12 protein-coding genes, 1 tRNA gene and 1 riboswitch are annotated in these 17,494 nt (G+C 28.2%); of the genes, 6 read left to right on the forward strand and 7 right to left on the reverse strand.

Annotated features, from left to right (window positions below; translation table 4 throughout):
* Positions 1-56: 56 nt before the first annotated feature.
* Positions 57-225: riboswitch (Lysine riboswitch) on the reverse strand.
* 354 nt (positions 226-579) lie between these two features.
* A tRNA-Arg gene (locus MALL_RS00910) sits at positions 580-656 on the reverse strand.
* 249 nt (positions 657-905) lie between these two features.
* On the opposite strand from MALL_RS00910, the gene MALL_RS00915 reads away from it, so the two are divergent.
* The 3 genes from MALL_RS00915 to MALL_RS00925 all read left to right on the forward strand — a co-directional run bounded on the left by MALL_RS00915 (position 906) and on the right by MALL_RS00925 (position 4,342).
* The gene (locus MALL_RS00915) at positions 906-2,507 is read left to right on the forward strand and encodes a hypothetical protein (protein ID WP_005683271.1); all 1,602 of its coding nucleotides are present in this window, start codon (positions 906-908) and stop codon (positions 2,505-2,507) included.
* A 106-nt stretch (positions 2,508-2,613) separates the two neighbouring features.
* Entirely contained in the window at positions 2,614-3,174 is a 561-nt protein-coding gene (locus tag MALL_RS00920) for a hypothetical protein (protein WP_005683339.1), read from the forward strand.
* 79 nt (positions 3,175-3,253) lie between these two features.
* Positions 3,254-4,342, forward strand: a complete 1,089-nt coding sequence (locus MALL_RS00925) for a zinc-binding metallopeptidase family protein (RefSeq protein ID WP_005683391.1) — start codon at positions 3,254-3,256, stop codon at positions 4,340-4,342.
* Positions 4,343-4,389: 47 nt separating this feature from the next.
* Here the strand turns inward: MALL_RS00925 and MALL_RS00930 are convergent, their stop codons facing one another.
* The 6 genes from MALL_RS00930 to MALL_RS00955 form a co-directional block, all read right to left on the reverse strand.
* Positions 4,390-6,687 carry a putative immunoglobulin-blocking virulence protein gene (locus tag MALL_RS00930; RefSeq protein WP_005683423.1) on the reverse strand — a complete coding sequence of 766 codons (2,298 nt, stop codon included), beginning with the start codon at positions 6,685-6,687 and terminating at the stop codon, positions 4,390-4,392.
* A gap of 138 nt (positions 6,688-6,825) precedes the next feature.
* Positions 6,826-9,129: a putative immunoglobulin-blocking virulence protein gene (locus MALL_RS00935; protein WP_005683307.1), complete on the reverse strand. Its 2,304-nt coding sequence runs from the start codon at positions 9,127-9,129 to the stop codon at positions 6,826-6,828.
* 132 nt (positions 9,130-9,261) lie between these two features.
* Complete coding sequence (locus MALL_RS00940) at positions 9,262-11,559, reverse strand: putative immunoglobulin-blocking virulence protein (protein ID WP_005683422.1); 2,298 nt, start codon at positions 11,557-11,559, stop codon at positions 9,262-9,264.
* A gap of 133 nt (positions 11,560-11,692) precedes the next feature.
* On the reverse strand, positions 11,693-12,997 hold the full coding sequence (gene der, locus MALL_RS00945) for a ribosome biogenesis GTPase Der (protein ID WP_005683280.1): 1,305 nt from the start codon (positions 12,995-12,997) through the stop codon (positions 11,693-11,695).
* A complete protein-coding gene (gene cmk, locus MALL_RS00950) occupies positions 12,987-13,670 on the reverse strand; it encodes a (d)CMP kinase (protein WP_005683415.1) in 684 nt (227 codons plus the stop codon). Before cmk ends, der begins: the two co-directional genes overlap by 11 nt.
* Before the next feature lie 31 nt (positions 13,671-13,701).
* Positions 13,702-14,097 (reverse strand): hypothetical protein, encoded by a 396-nt coding sequence (locus tag MALL_RS00955; protein ID WP_040545471.1) that lies wholly within the window; start codon positions 14,095-14,097, stop codon positions 13,702-13,704.
* A 43-nt stretch (positions 14,098-14,140) separates the two neighbouring features.
* Here MALL_RS00955 and ftsY point away from each other — a divergent pair, with 43 nt between their 5' ends.
* The 3 genes from ftsY (at position 14,141) to MALL_RS00970 (ending at position 17,493) form a co-directional block, all read left to right on the forward strand.
* The gene (ftsY, locus tag MALL_RS00960) at positions 14,141-15,193 is read left to right on the forward strand and encodes a signal recognition particle-docking protein FtsY (protein ID WP_005683374.1); all 1,053 of its coding nucleotides are present in this window, start codon (positions 14,141-14,143) and stop codon (positions 15,191-15,193) included.
* Entirely contained in the window at positions 15,183-15,410 is a 228-nt protein-coding gene (locus tag MALL_RS00965; protein WP_005683424.1) for a sigma-70 family RNA polymerase sigma factor, read from the forward strand. Before ftsY ends, MALL_RS00965 begins: the two co-directional genes overlap by 11 nt.
* 142 nt (positions 15,411-15,552) lie before the next feature.
* Positions 15,553-17,493, forward strand: coding sequence for a DNA topoisomerase subunit B (locus MALL_RS00970; RefSeq protein WP_005683363.1), 1,941 nt, complete (start codon positions 15,553-15,555; stop codon positions 17,491-17,493).
* Position 17,494: the final 1 nt, after the last annotated feature.

A 17,494-nucleotide genomic window follows, 5' to 3' on the forward strand; every position in this document is an offset into this window, starting at 1 on the left:
TGTGGTATTGCTGCTTAGCACCACAAAACTTATTTATAAATATAAAAATAAGATTGTAATACTATAGCACCAATGGACTTAGTCCAGAGAATAAGAAACTTTTATGTTTTCTTATCAATTAAAATAAATGCCTTTATTTTAATTTCGGCTTTTATACCCTTTCAATAATCTCAAAGCGTGCCCGCTAAATTGTTTACTATTGTTAAAAGCTCCTCTATAGTTTTTTTAATTTTACTTTTAACAATTTAATAAATAATGGCTACAGTTTTTAATCTGCAGCCAAGTTTATATATTGTAAAAGTATAAATTTTATAATATGTAAATCAAGGCCATGATTAAATAACAACTACGTAGAATGAATCAGTAATCATCTTAATATTGTTTTTAATCATAACGTTTTTAAACATAGAATTATTATACACATAAAAAAATTAATGAAAAAAATATTTTTTTAGTTCCTTATATGCGCGCTTTAAATATATATTTATAAAGTGCATGCATTAAATTTTTAAAAAATTATTTTTTATTTGAAATAAAAAAATAGCATTAAGCTATTTTCTGGTACAAATTTCTTGTAAATGGCGCGCCCGAGAGGAGTCGAACCCCTAACCTTTTGGGCCGTAACCAAACACTCTGTCCAATTGAGCTACGGGCGCATTTTAAAGCATAAGTATAATACCAAAATATAAGTATATTAATAAAAAAACATCTATAAAAATTTTAATTTCCATATTTTGCTAAAAATAAGCAAAATAGAACAATAATTAAATTTAAATTAATTAAAATTGATTAAATAAAGTAGTTAATAAATATCTTTATTAAGATAATTATGTATAAAAAAATCATAAATTTTCAAGTCTAAAATTAAGTTATATAATTGAATGGTAAAAATAATAGGAGATTATATGAAAGTAAAATTATTAAAAATGTTAGGAGTACTAGCTACAATGCCTATTGCAATAAGTGCAATAGCGTGTAGTCCAGAAGCAACTAATAATAAAGAGAATACGTCTACAGACAAGGATAAAAAAGAAAATAAAGACAATGCTGGAGCATCAACAAATACCAATACTGATGCAGCAAATGCAAATAAAGAAGAAAAAGAAACAACTGCAAAAGTTGAAGAAGATAAAAGAGCGCAAACTGATATAGATGCTATTGCAAGTAAAGTTAGTTTAAAATTAACTGGAGATATTTCTGAAGATATTGATTTAGATTATTTATTAAATAATTTAGACAAAGCAAAATTAGATGGAACCTTTGAAAATAACTTTACTCCATTAGAAGTTAAAAATGTAAATAAAGCTGAAAAATCACTAGAAGTTGTATTCCAGCTTATGAGTTTAACAAAAAAATATGCTAGTGGATTAAAAGCTGGTTCAGCACTTATTTCAAAAGAAGTTACTCTAAAAGTAACTGATGTAACTTTTGTTAAAGGTAAAAATTCATTAGCAGATGAAACTGAACAAAAAGCACTAGATGAATTGGCTAAAAAAGTTAAAGTAACATTTACTAAACCTGTTCCTAAAACAATTAACTTAGAATATATAAATAATAATTTAAGTAATTTAAAACTTGAAGGTAATGAAGGCAAATCAGTTATTTTTAAAAGCGTCGGTCAAGTAGATGCTGCTAAAAAAACTGTTGCTTTAAAACTTACACTTGCTGATTATTCTAAAACATATAAGAGTGGTGATAAAAAAGATTCACCTTTACAATCAAAAGAAGTTGAATACGTTGTTCAAGGTGTAAACTTTACTGATGCACCAGCAACTGACGCTTCAAAACCAGTAGAATTATCACCTGATGATAAAAAATTACAGGAAGAAATTGATAAAGTGGCAGAAAAAATAATAGTAACAATCAAACAACCCGTTAAAAAAGAACTAACAGTAAGCTACTTAGCATCAAATTTGGATAAATTAGAAATTAAAAATTTCGACAATAGCAAATATACATTTTTAATAGGGAAAGTGGAAAATGTTGATGTTTCTAAAAAAACAGCTACAATTACAGTTGCTATAGCTGACTTAGTTAAAAATTATAACTCTGGTGAGTTAAGAGGGCGTTCAATAACTTCAAAAGATTTAGTGCTAAATTTAACAGAAATTAAATTTATTGATAGCACAACCGAAACAACACCAACCACAAGTAATGATAAAAATGAATTTGAAGCACTTAAAAAATTAAACGAAAAAACAGGATTTAAAAAAGAGGGCTTATTAAGTATCGAAAACTTTAAATGAGAAGAAATTTCAAAACTTGAAACAAATAAATTTATAGAGGTTAAATACGAAGGGAAACAATTTAAAACAGAAGCCGGAGTAGTTCTTACTGATGTTTTAACTGGTCATACAGTTGTTCCAGAAAAAACATATAATCACAAAACTAAAGCTGAAAATAAAGCATTGTTATACAAAATGTCAAATGATGAAGTTTATATAATTTATAAAACTTCACCTGAAGTAACCTTAATTAATTATGTGCATGCATTTAATTTAAAATAATTTAAATATTGGTCAAAGACCAATATTTTTTTTAAAAATTCACATATAAAAAATTTCTAAAAGATAATATATAATAAAAATATCTTTATTAAGGAGAAAATATAATATGAAATTATGAAAATTAATTGGAGTTCTTGCAATAGCTCCATTAGCAGTTATAGCAGTTTCTTGTGCAAGTAAAAACACAAATACTACTACAAATGAGCCAAATAAGGAAAAAGAACCGGTTGCTAAACCTGATACCGCTGTTAAACCTAATCCAGGTGCTTCTACAAGCACTCCTGGTGATAATCCTAACTCAAGTAAGGATGATAAAGCAGTATTTGATGCTATTCCAAAAAACAGAAAAGCTGTTTGAGGAACAAATCAGTTGGACCAATCATCTGTTTTATGAGATGAAATTAAAAAATTACCGAAAAATAAATTTATAGAAGTTGTTTATGAACCAGGTGCTCAATCATTTAACTTTATTTACAATGGTACAAAATTATTACAAGCAGCAAGTGCACATGGTGCAGTTCATGAAACACTTTATGCTTATAATTCAACTAAAGAAAAAACTGCTACATTGTATATTGAAGGAAGTAAAATCACATTCTTTGGTTCATTATCACCAAATGAAAAAGCTTACCAAGCTTTCTCAACAACACAATTAGATTTTAATTAAACAGCAAACGCTGTTTTTTTAATGCATTTATAAATATGCTTATATAATTTTGATATTATTTATATTAAAAGAGGTAAACATGGATAAAAAATATGAAAAATTAGCAAAAACACTTGATACATTTATGAATATTGAAGCTATGAGTAGATACGAAGAAGTTGTAGTCCAAGAGATATTAAAACAAGTTGATACAAGTAAATTTAATGTATCAAGAGATAAATTAGGATCTGTTATTTTACACAAACCTTCAAAAGTAAAAAATGCACCTAAAGTTATGTATGCAGCACACATGGATGAAGTTGGATATTTAGTAAGAAACATTTCAAAAGAAGGAATGTTAATGGTTAGTCCAGTTGGAGGAATTTGACCAAGTACAGTAATTGGAACAAGAGCTAAAGTTGTTACAAACAAGGACAATAAAGAATTTTTAGGAGTTTTTGGACATACATCAGTGCACATTTTAGAAAGAGAAAAAGTAACTAAAGCTATGACTAATGATGAACTTTATGTTGATTTAGGATTCTCAAGTGAAAAAGAAGCTAAAGAAGCTGGAATTGAAATGGGTGATAGAATTTACATGTCAGGTGAAACTTTACATTTTCCTAACAACATTATTGCTGGAAAAGCAATGGATAATAGAGCAGGAGTTACATCATTAGTACACATAGCTAATAATGTAGCAAATCTTGACCTAGCTGTTGATTTATATTTGGTAGGGACAGTACAAGAAGAAGTAGGATGTAGAGGAGCTAAAACATCAGTTTCTTTAATTAATCCTGATATAGCTTTTGCTGTAGATACTGGTGCAAGTCATGATACACCAAATTGTATTACTGGAATTCCTAAATTAGGCTATGGAGCAGCCGTTTTAGTAAAAGATTCAGGTACATTAATGGATCCTTTATTGGTAGAAAAAGTTATGGAAGTTACAAGAAAAAATAATATTCCTGCATATAAATATATTGCTGAAGGTGGAGGAACTGATGCTGCAAACTTACAGTTTGGACAAGGAGGAGTTGCAACATTAACCCTTTCAATTCCACAACGTTATTTACATAGTCCAATTGGTTCAGCTTCATTAGTAGACATTCAAGCTGTTATTGATTTAGGAACAGAATTTGCTAAAGCTATGAGTCCTGAAGAATTCAAGAAAATGCAGTACAAATAAATTATTGAATGATTAATAAAAATCACTCGTATATGCGAGTGATTTTGTTAATTAAATTTTAAATTATGATCTGGATTTCTATACTCTACTTTATAACCTCTAGAAGTTAAATCTTCAAATAAAGCTTTATTTTCTGGATCAACAATAATTCTAGCAAACATTCCACGACCCATTTCTTTATAGAATGTTTCAAGATTTTGAGTTCCTTCTGAACTTAATTTTCCTTTTCCGGATAAATAAATTCCATCAACTTTTACTCCACCTCTAAATTTAAGTCTTTCTTCACCTGGATTAGGAGGTCCTTCTAAATGCATAACTTTGTAGAATTGGCTATCGTTCATTTCTTGAACATCGATTTCAAAGTTTTTTTGATCACTATATAAAATTAAACGTCTCATTTTTCTATCAAAACGCTTTCCTTCTTTAACAAAAGAAAATTGCATTCCTTTTAAACTTTTTAAATCAGGTATTCTTGATAAATCAAGTCCGGTAGCATAAGAGTTACCGCCTTCATTGTGATCTGGTTTTAGTCCCGGACCAAATCCACCTTGGAAAAATGGTTCATTATTTCTTACAAATAAAGCCATTCTTAAGCCTAAATTAATTTCTCTAAAAGCATCTTCTGCGCCTTTTTTATAGTTAACCGGGTCAAATGCAATTGAGTCCATTGTTATTACTGTAGGAATTTTAGCTCCTCTTGGATAATCAGACGATACATTATAGTCTAATTTATTAATAAAAGCTACATTTCTAAGAGCAAATGGATTGAAACTTCAATCATCTAAAAGTGAGTTTCCACTTGTGTACAAGCTTAATTCGTCAATTTCTTTATCCTCTAAAGCTAAAATTGCAGAGGTATTTGTACTTTCAAAAAATAACTCAAGTTGTGGTAATTTTTTAGGTAAGGTTTCAAAAATTTTGTAAAACTTTTGTTCACTATCTTTAGCTCCAATATTAAAAATTCTATATGAAGTAATTTTTTCTCCAGAAGCATTTAGTTTTTTAATAAGCTCAAGAGTTTTAGCATAACCTTTTGAATTACCTGCATTAATTTCAACTACAATACCACCATTATTTTTTCCAAATTCTGGTTTGTCGTTAGTTAATTTAAAGAAATTTATTCCGTCTTCTTCTGGTTGAACATCATATTTTTTACCATACTCTTCAGAAATCATAACTTTATTTCACCCTGGATAAGTACCTTCTAAAACCGATCTAGGACTTCTTGTGTAATATGAATCATACCCAAAAGTTCTTTTTTCTTTGTTATCACGAGTCATTCTACTTGTAACAGCATTATAACCTGGTAAAGGACTAAATGCATAAGAATCAAATTCACCATTTGCATTAATATAAACGTTATCAGGGCTAGTAGTCATTCCTTTTGCTAAGTAATCTTCAACATTTTTTGAAGCTTGTATTTTGTTTCAATCAACATTACTTAATAATCAACCATATCATTGGTATTTAGCGTTTTTATATTCTTCTTTTTTCTTATCAAATTCTTTTTGAGATTCAGTTTTTAAAAAATCTTTTATATCAGCTCTATTTAAAAATGCTTCATAAGATTTAAATTTATCTTTAGCACTTGGATTTTGATCCAATCATCTTTCTACACTAAAAGTTTCTGATTCTTTTTCATTAAAAACTCTAAAGGTATTATTTACTTCTCATTCAATTTTATCAACGACTTTCTTTTTATTATCTCCTCTAAAGCCTTCTGTAACTTCAACTTTGTTAATATCTGGAATTGTATTATTAATATAATCAACTCTATTCGTAATTCTATTTTCTACATCGCTTTTGTATTTAACACGCTCTGGTTGTTCAGTGATGTTAGCATTTAATTTCAATCCATTATATTCAATAATAATGTCTTTAGGTTTAGGATCAGGTCTAGATTTATCAAGCGCTACTTCTTCTTCAGGTTCTTTATTAATTGGTTCTTCTTTTTCTTTTTCTTTTTCTTTTTCGGCCGGTACTAAGCTTAATTTGTCATCATCCTTAGGATCATCTTTTAATTCTTCTTTAGGTTTATCAATTGGAACACTACTTACAAGAGTGTTAGAATTATACGGATCTTCTTTAGGTACAATAACTGGTTTTGGTTCATTATCAGTGATTAGTTTTAAATGATTGTCTATATTTGAAATAGAATTATAAGCATCAACTGCTCCATTTTCAATTAAACTATTTTGTGGTATAACACGAAAAGCAACATTTAAGTTGACTTTATCACTATGTATTTTTACATAGAATGGAATTGCTGCTACTTGAGTTACAACAATTGGACTAACAACTGCAGCTGTTATAATAAAAATCTTTTTCTTTTTAGCTTTAATCATATTAATACCTCTTGATAATTTTCTATATTATATAAAAATCAACCTTAAAATATTAAATTGAAAATTATTTATTTATAAATAAAAATTAAAGATAAAAGCCTATAAAACTTTTATCTTTAATGGAATTTTTTAGCAAAATTAATTGATTGGAAGAGTCTCATCTTCTGATATAAATTTTACTTTATATCCCATGCCTTTTAATTGATCAAGTAATGCTTGATTATTTTTATCAACTAAAAGGACTAATGAGCTATCAAAATAAGTACGTCCTACATGTTTAATAAATGTTTCTAAATTACTTGAACCAGCTCCTTGTAAAGTTCCTGTTCCACTTAAGTGAATATTTTTGACTTTAGGACCAGAAAATCTCAATCTTTCTTCACCTGGATTAGGCGGTCCTGGAATATACATAACCTTATTAAATTGACTATCAATCATTTCTTGAACACTAATTTCAAAAGTTGGTTTGTCACTATATAAAGTTAAAATTCTAACTTTTCTATCAAATTGTTTTCCATCTTTAATAAATGAATATTGAAGACCTCTTAAACTTTTCATTTCTGGTACTCTTGATAAATCTAAACCTACTGGATATGAATTCCCACCTTCATTGTGATCTGGTTTTAGACCTGGACCAAATCCACCTTGGAAAAATGGTTCATTATTTCTTGTAAATAATGCCATTCTTAAAGCTAAATTCATTTCTTTGTATGGATCTTTTTCACCTTTTTTATAGTTAACTGGGTCAAAAGCTATAGCATCAAATGTAATTCTTGTTGGTATTCTAGCACCTGGTCTATAAGACTTGGAAACATTATAATCTAAAGTATTAACAAATGCTACATTTCTAATGGCAAATGGATTTATACTTCATTCCGGCAATAAACTGTTTCCTGTTGTGTACAAGCTTAATTCGTCAATTTTTTTATTTTCTAAACCTATAAGTGCTGCTGTGTTTGTACTTTCAAAAAATAATTCTAATTGTGGCAATTCATCAGGTAATTCTTTCATAATATCAAGGAATTTTTGACTACTATCTTTAGATCCCATATTAAAAATTCTATAAGAAGTAACTTTTACATTATCACGTTTTAAACTCTTAACAAGATCTAAAGTCTTTTTATAACCAGATGCATTTGAAGCATCTAATTCAACAACTAATCCATTGTTATTCTTTTCAAATTCCTTGTTATCATTTTTTAATCTAAAGAAATTAATTCCATCAGTTTCAGGGTTTACATTATATTTACCTTTAAATTCGTCATTTGCCCTAATTTTTTCTCAACCTTCATATGTACCATCATAAATAGATTTAGGTGATCTTGTATATCAATTGTTATAACCAAAAACACGTTTTTCTTTATTGTCTCTAGTCATTCGATTTGTAACTTTATTGTAACCCGGAAGTGGACTTGAAACGTGTGAATCAAATTCACCATTTTCATTAATATATGCACCATTAGGTTGAATAATGTCTCCTCTTGAAAGTGCTTCTAGAGCATTTTTTGAAAGAGGAATTTTACTTCAATCGATGTTTGCTATCATTCAACCATATAGTTGGTATTTTTGTTCAGGTTTTGAAAATTCTTTTTTCTTGTCTGGATAAATAGGTCTGGCTTGATCGAGTAAATAATCAGCAAAATTTGGTTTGTCAAGTAAATTTTTCTTTAAAACATTGAAATAATATTCAACATTTGGATCACCATTTACTTTAAATCAACCTTCAACACTAAACATGCTAGATTGGGGAGTTCCTATTATACTTGCAGTTCTTGCAAACTCACCTTTAATTTTATCTCTTACTGCTCCTAATGTTTTTTTAACAAATGGTTCAGTTACAACAACATTTAAAACATCAGGTGTAATATCAGCTATATACTCAACTCTATTAGCAATTTTGTTTTCAATGTCACTTTTGTATCTTGTACGTTCTGGTTGATCACGAACTGTAACTTTTAAATCTTCTCCATCAACATTTACCGTAACATCTCTAGGTTCAGGATCAGGTTTTGTTTTTTCAAGTTTTTCTCCTTCAACAGGATCTTTATTAACTTTTTCTTCTTCGTCCTTTTTTTCATCTTTAGCAATAATTGCTACTTCTTCATCAGGTTTTGGTTTTTCTTCAACCGGTTGTGGTTTAGGAGTAATACTTGTAACAATACTATTTGCATGTGGATCGATTTTTGGAGTAATTGGTTTAACCACTTCATCTTCTTTAATTAATTCTAAGTGATTATCAATATTTGAAACACTATTATCTGAAGATACTTTTCCATCTTTTATTAAAGATAGTTCTGGAATATAACGAGCTTGTACAGTAATATCTACTTTGTCTGAAAAAGACTTTATATAAAATGGAACCGAAATTAAATTCGGAACAATTACTGCGGCTGCTATAGTGCTAGCTACTATAATTAATCTTTTCTTTTTTGCTCTTATCATTTAAACCTCTTCTAATTTCATTTATTATATAAAAAACACAATTAAAATAGTGTTTTGAAAATAATTATTTAAAATAAAAATAAAGATAAAAAATTTAGTTTCTTTTATCTTTAATACATTTTTTATGAATAATTAGTTAATTTTTAAAGAATCATCCTTAGTTATATAATGAGCGTTATAACCCATTCCTTGTAATTGTTTTAATAAAGCAGCGTTGTTTGGATCAACTAAAATTTTGGTATTTGTATTGAAATATGTACGACCAACTTGTTTAACAAAGGTTTCTAAATTAGATGCACCTTCGTCTTTTAATGTGCCTGAACCTGATAAATAAATATTTTTAACACTAGCACCAACAAACTTTAATCTTTCTTCACCTGGGTTAGGAGGACCGGGAATAAACATTACTTTGTGGAACTGACTATCAATCATTTCTTGTACACTTATTTCAAAATTAGGAGTGTCACTATATAAAATTAATTTTCTAACTTTTCTATCAAATTGTTTTCCGTCTTTTATAAATGAATATTGAAGACCTTTTAAACTTTTCATTTCAGGAATTCTAGATAAATCAAGTCCGGTAGGATATGAATTGCCACCTTCATTATGATCAGGTTTTAGTCCTGGACCAAATCCGCCTTGGAAAAATGGTTCATTATTTCTTGTAAATAATGCCATTCTTAAACCTAAATTAATTTCAGAATAAGGATCAGATGTTCCTGGTTTATAGTTCTGTTTGTCAAATGCTACGGCATCAAAAGTTATTCTTGTAGGAACTCTTGTACCTGGTCGATAATCACTTGAAACGTTATAATCTAAAGTGTTAACATAAGCAACATTTCTAAGAGCAAACGGATTAATACTTCAGTCAGGAAGTAAACTATTTCCACTTGTATACAAGCCTAATTCGTCAATTTTTTTGTTTTCAAGTTTTATTAATGAAGAAGTACTTGTTGATTCAAAAAATAATTCTAATTGAGGTAAAACATCAGGTAAAGCTTCCATTATAGGAATAAATGCTTGATTCCCATCTTTTGAACCCATATTAAAAATTCTGTATGATGTTACTTTTGTACCATTCTTTTTAAGAGTGTTAATTAATTCAACCGTTTTAGCATAACCTTTTGGATTAGCAACATCTATTTCTACAACTAAACCATTGTTATGTTTTTGAAAATCAGGATCGGTATTTGTTAATCTAAAAAAGTTAATTCCATATTCTTCATTATTAGGAATAATGGTTTTAAATTCAGTATTTGCAGAAGTTTTGGTTCAATTTTCAAAAGTTCCTGCATATAAACTGTCAGGGCTTCTTGTGTATCATGACTTATATCCAAAAACACGTTTTTCTTTATTATCACGTGCCATTCTGTTAGTTGTTTTATTAAATCCAGGAATAGGTCCAGTAACTCTTGAGTCAATTTCACCATTTTCATTAACATAAGATTCACTAGGTTCTATAATGTTTCCTTTTGCCAATTCGGCCTTTGCCCTAGGAGATAAAGGAATTTTTCTTCAGTCAATACTATCTATTAATCAACCATAAAATTGAAATTTTTTATTTTCATCTTTATATTTTTCGCGCATTTCTTTTAGTTTAGGTCTTTCTTCATCTTTAAGAAAATCTGCAATATTTGGTTTGTCTAATAAATTCTTTTTTAACAAATTAAAGTTATATTCTGCCATTGGATTTCCATTAACTTTAAATCACTCTTGCGCATTAAATAAACGAGATTCAGGAGTTTTAAAAACACTAGCTATACGTATAAAATCACCTGAAACTCTATCTCTAGCAGCTCCTAAAGTTTTTGCAACAAATGGTTCAGTAACAACAACATTTAATAAATCTGGTGTTATATCGTTAATGTATTCAACCCTATTAGCAATTTTATTTTCAATATCACTTTTGTATTTAGTTCTTTCTGGTTGTTCTCTTATTGTCGCATTCAATTCTATTCCATCAACAGTAATTGTTACTTCTTTTGGTTTAGGATCTTCTGCTTTTTCAAGTTTTTCACCTTCTACAGGATCTTTATTAACTTTTTCTTCTTCTTTTTTTTCTTCAGGAGCTGCAACTATTGAAACTTCCTCATCGGGTTTTGGTTTTTCTTCAACTGGTTGAGGAGTTGGTGTAATACTAGTTATTATGTGATTAGCATGAGGGTCAACTTTTGGTACAACAGGTTTAACCACTTCATCTTTTTTAAGTAATTCTAAATGATTATCAATATTTGAAATACTATTTAAAGTATCAACTTTTCCATCCTTAATTATTGAATTTTCAGGAATATGACGAGCAATAGTTGTTACATCTAGTTTATTACTTAGTTGTCTTAAATAAAATGGAATACCAATAGCTTGTGGAATAATTGCTGCCCCTGCAACAACACTAGCAATAATAATTAATCTTTTCTTTTTAGCTTTTATCATTTTAAACCTCTAGTTAAATTAACTTTATTATATTAAAAAAGTTAACAATTTTAGAGTTGCTTCTAAAATATTTAAAACGTTTATAATGCTTTGTGTTTTTTACATATTTAGCTGTGACAAAGAAAAAAACGGTTTATTCCAAACCGCTTTTATTTTTAAATTGTAATTTGATTGGACATCCAGTAAAATCAAATGTTGATCTTATTTGATTTTCTAAATGTCTTTGATATGAAAAGTGTAAAAACTTTTTATTGTTTACATAAAAAACAAATGTTGGTATTTTGTCAAGAGTTTTTCTTACAAAATAAATATTTAATCTACCACCATTATATGGTGCAGCAGGTTGAATCATTTGAGTTTCCATTATAAATTTTGATAATAAAGCTGGTTTAATATCTCTATTTAAATTTGTTCTAACTGTTTCAATTGTTTTTATTAATTTATCTAAACGTTGGTTAAATTTAGCTGAAATAAATACAAAAGGAACTCATGGTACAAAATGAAATTTAAATCTTAAATTTTTTTCATATTGTGCCATTGTATTAGTTTCTTTTTCAATTAAATCTCATTTGTTTATAACAACAACAATCGGTTTATTATTTTCTAAAGCATAACCAATAATTCTTGAGTCAAAATGACTTATTTGACTAGTAGAATCAACAATAATTAATGATAAATCTGCCTCATTTAAAGAGTCCATTGCCCGCATTAGTGCATAATGATCAACACTTTCAACTAAACGGCTTTTTTTCATAATACCCGCAGTATCAATAATATTGTATTTTTGACCATTTATTTCAACAATAGATTTAACCGAATCACGTGTGGTTCCGGCTATTTCGGAAACTATTGAACGATTTTCTTTTGCTAAATTGTTTAATAATGAACTTTTCCCAGCGTTAGGTTTTCCAATAATAGAAAGTTTAAATTCTTTATCTTCTTGTGCTTCTGAAAAATCTAAATATTTTAAACATTCATCTAAAACTTCACCAACTCCTTCACCATGTAGTGCAGAAATTGCAAAAATATGATCGCTTCCAAGTTTATATCAAGAATAATCAAATTGTTGATTTGATTCTAGTTTATTAGCAACTGTAATTATATGTTTGTTACTTTTTCTTAGTATGTTCATGATAAATAAATCATCATTTGTAATTTCGCTTGTTCCATCAAATAAGAAAATTATGACATCAGCTTCTTCAATAGCAATTTTTGCTTGTATTTGAATTTGCTCTTGAAAAGGTTTGTTTTCAATCTCAATTCCACCAGTATCAATGAATTTTAACTGTTTTCCAACTCAGTCAACATTTTCGTATAAACGATCACGAGTAACACCTGGTTGATCATAAACTATTGAAACTTTACGTCCAATTAATCTATTAAAAAAAGTACTTTTACCTACATTAGGTTTTCCTATTATTGCAACTTTATTTTTCATTATTTGCCTTTACTATAGTTAAATCAACTATTCTAATTATTTCTAAAACTACTTCTTCAAAACTCATGTTTGTACAATCAATTAATGTTGCATCTTCTGTTTTATGTAAAGGATCTACTTTACGATTCATGTCTTGTTCATCACGTAATTTAACATCTAATAAAACTTCATCATAGCTAGTTTTAAATCCCATTGTTTCATTTTGTAGTTGTCTTCTTTTAGCTCTTTCTTGTGCATCCGCTCACAAGAAAATTTTAACTTCTGCATGTGGCATTAATTTAAATGTTGTATCACGTCCATCAATAATAAAACCTTTGTTTGCTTTAGTCATATTTTGAATATAACTTACAACAAATTCACGAACTTTTTGATATTTTGCAATTGTTGATGATCCATGTGAAATATGTTCAGCTCTTATTGCATTTGAAACATCGCGACCATTAATTCAAACACTTTCATCAAGTTTTAATTCAATTTCGACTGATTTTAAAGTTTCAGTTACACTATTTTCATTATCTAAATCAACATCGTGCATGATTGCATTATAAGCAATTGCTCGATACATACTTCCGCTATTAATAAATGTGTATTCTAAACGTTTTGCAATTTCTTTTGAAACAGTTGATTTACCTGCTCCTGCTGGCCCATCAATAGCTATATTTACTTTTTTCATACAATCCTCTCAAACAATAATTTACATTATATTAAATTTTAATTTTATTAATAACAACTCTTGTGGTTTTTGTTAAGTCTATCATTTCGTTTTTATTTTCTGTTAAATCATTATTCTCTTTTAAAAGTAATAAAACATTATCTAAATGATAATTTCTAAATGACTTTAGGTCAAGAAAAAAACTACTGCTTTGTAAGTGTTTAAAATCACTTAATTGTGCTTGCAAATCAATAATTTTTGAATATAAGTTATTACTGTAATCAAAATTTATTTTTTTTGTAAATAAACTATTTGGTAAAGTTGATTTAATTTGACAAGAAAAATTTTTGAACTTGGATTCAATTCATTTTATTTCGTTTTGTAATTCTTCATTTGCTTGTGCATCAAAGTCAATTAATTGCTCTAAAGTTATATTTTGAATATCCATAAATTTAATTTTATATTATTAATTAATAAGTAAAATATATATTATGGGAATTTTTAAAAGATTAAAAGAAAAATGATTCGGACGTAAAGATAAAAGCGTTGAAGAATTAACAGAATTAAATGAGCAAAAAGAAGTTAAAAAACTACTTAAGTCAAAAGACATGGAAAAATATGAAACTGGACTTTCTAAGTCTAGTTCATTTGGTAAAAAACTTTTAGAGTTACAAAATAAATACACAAAAATAGATGAAGATTATTTTGATGAATTAGAAGAAATCTTAATCATGTCTGACATTAACACAGAATTAGTTTTTAAAATAATAGAAAAAATTAAAAAAGAAGTAAAAACAAACAACATTGATGATCCAAAATTAATCGGCGAAATTGTAGCTGATCAAATGTTTTTAATTTATACAAATAAAACAATAGTTAATACTACTTTAGATATAAAAAATGATCGTTTAAATGTTATTGTGATGGTCGGGGTTAATGGTTCTGGAAAAACAACTTCTATTGCCAAATTAGCCTATAAATACAAGCAATTAGGAAAAAAAGTAATTATAGCTGCTGCTGATACTTTTAGAGCTGGTGCTGTTAATCAATTAGATGTTTGAGCACAAAGAATTGGTGTTGATATAGTAAAACCTGATAAAGAAGGCCAAGATCCTTCATCAGTAGTTTATAAATCACTTGATGTAGCAACTAAAAATGATTATGATTTATTAATAATTGATACCGCTGGACGTTTACAAAACAAAATTAACTTGATGAAAGAACTTGAAAAAATGTTTAGTGTTATTCGTAAATTTGTTGAAAGTGCCCCACATGAAGCGCTTTTGGTATTAGATGGTACTACTGGTCAAAACGGTTTATCGCAAGCTAGAGTCTTTAAAGAAGTGTGTGAATTATCTGGAATTATTTTAACTAAAATGGATGGAACATCTAAAGGTGGAATCGTTTTATCAATTAAAGATGAGTTTGATTTAAACGTTAAATTCTTAGGTTTAGGTGAAAAATTGGATGATTTAAAAGAATTTGATTTAGATATGTTTATCTATCAAATGACAAAGGATTTAATTGAAGCTGATGGAAAATAAAAGAAGTATTGAAAGTATTGAAAAATACACCCATTTATTTGAAAAATATTCTTCTTTTCTTACGCAAAGTCAAAAACAGGTTTTTCAGTTATTTTATTTTGAAGATCTATCTTATGCTGAAATAGCAGAAATTTTAGCTTGTACACGCACCAATGCTTACGATACACTTAAAAAAGCAGTTGCAAAACTAGAAAAAATTGAACAAAAAATGAACTAATTGACAATAAAGCATCCAAAAAATGCTTTATTTTAAATATTTTAAATATTTATTAATCTTATTTAATAATCTTTTTAAAAACGCATTGATTTTTAAGCTTTTTTAGTATAATTTTTTATATTTATTTCTTAAGGAGCAAACAATGGAAAAAGCACACAATTATGACGCAAGTAATATTAAATTTTTAGAAGGTTTAGAACACGTTAGAAAAAGACCTGGAATGTACATTGGTACAACTTCTAAAGATGGTTTACATCACATGATTTGAGAAATTGTAGATAACTCAGTTGATGAATGTATGGCTGGTTTTGCTAGCAAAATTTTTATAACTATTACAAATGATAACCGTATTATTGTTGAAGATAATGGGCGGGGAATTCCTGTTGGAACTCATGAAAGATTTGGAATTAGTGCTTTAGAAGTGGTTTTAACTAAACTTAACGCCGGTGGAAAATTTGAAAGTAATGCTTATAAAGTATCAGGTGGATTGCATGGTGTTGGAGCCAGTGTTGTAAATGCACTTAGTGATTCAATGAAGGCTTGAGTTAAACGTGATGGAAAAATTTATCATGCAGAATTCGCTAATGGTGGGCATACTGTACAAGCTACCCATGTTATTGGAGAATATGAAGGTAATGAAACTGGAACTAAAATCGAATTTCATCCAGATTTTAGCATTATGGAAAATGTACCTTTTGATAAAGAATTAATTATTGATCATGCTAAACAAATTGCTCATTTAAACAAAAGCTTATTTGTAAGCGTTAAAGACTTAAGAGATGATTCATATGAAGAATTTAAATATGACAATGGAATTATTGATTATGTCCGTGAATTAAACGAAGGTTATAGCCCAATAAATCCTGAAATAATTTTTGCCGAAGGTGAATTTTTATCAGTACACAATGGACAAGAAAGACAAATTGGTGTAGAAGTTGCTGCTCAATACCTAAGCGATTTTCCACGTAGTAATATTATTTCATATGCAAACAATATTTCAACACATGAAGGTGGAACACACGTTTCTGGTTTCTATGATTCAGTTATGAGAATAGTAAATAATTATGCTATTGAAAACGGAATTATAAAAACAGATGCTGAAAAATTCTCAAGAGAAGATTTAACAGAAGGATTAACAACAATTATTTCAGTTAAACATCCAGACCCACAATTTGAAGGACAAACTAAAGGTAAGTTAGGTTCAAAAGATGCAAGAATGGCTGTAAACAAGGTCTTTTCAGAAGTTTATGAAAGAATGTTAAACGAAAATCCTTTAATAGCTAAAAAAATAATTGAAAATGCAATTTATGCTCGCAAAGGAAGATTAGCTGCAAATGCTGCTAGAGATAATGCAAAAAGAAAAAGTGCTTTTGATAATGGTGGATTACCAGGAAAATTAGCAGATTGTGCTACAAAAAATGCCGAATTATCTGAACTATATTTAGTCGAAGGTAACTCAGCGGGTGGTAGTGCAAAAATGGGTAGAGATAGAAATACTCAAGCAATTTTACCATTACGTGGAAAAGTGTTAAATGTAGAAAGAGCAAGACAAGATAAAGTTGTAAATAATGAAGAAATTATGTCACTAGTTACAGCATTAGGAACAAGTTTAGGTGATACATTTAACATTAATAAATTAAGATACCACAAAATAGTTATTATGACTGATGCTGATGTTGATGGTGCTCACATAAGAACATTATTATTAACATTCTTCTATCGTTACTTTAAACCATTAATAGAATATGGATTTGTTTATATTGCTCAACCTCCTTTATACAAAATTCAACAAAACAAAACTGTTGAATATGCCTATAATGATGCTCAAAAAGAAGAAATTACTTCTAAATTAAATCCTAATCAAAAAATAAATATTCAACGTTATAAAGGACTTGGAGAAATGGACCCTGATCAATTATGAGAAACAACAATGGATCCAAAAAATAGAAAAATGCTTCAGGTACAAATTGAAGATGCTTATAAAGCTGATTGAGCATTTTCTACTTTAATGGGAGAAAATGTAGAACCAAGAAGAGAGTTCATTGAAAAGAACGCTAAGTACGTTAAAAACATTGACTTATAAT

It is taken from the genome of Mycoplasmopsis alligatoris A21JP2 (assembly GCF_000178375.1).
Classification (GTDB): Bacteria; Bacillota_I; Bacilli_A; order Mycoplasmatales; family Metamycoplasmataceae; genus Mycoplasmopsis; species Mycoplasmopsis alligatoris.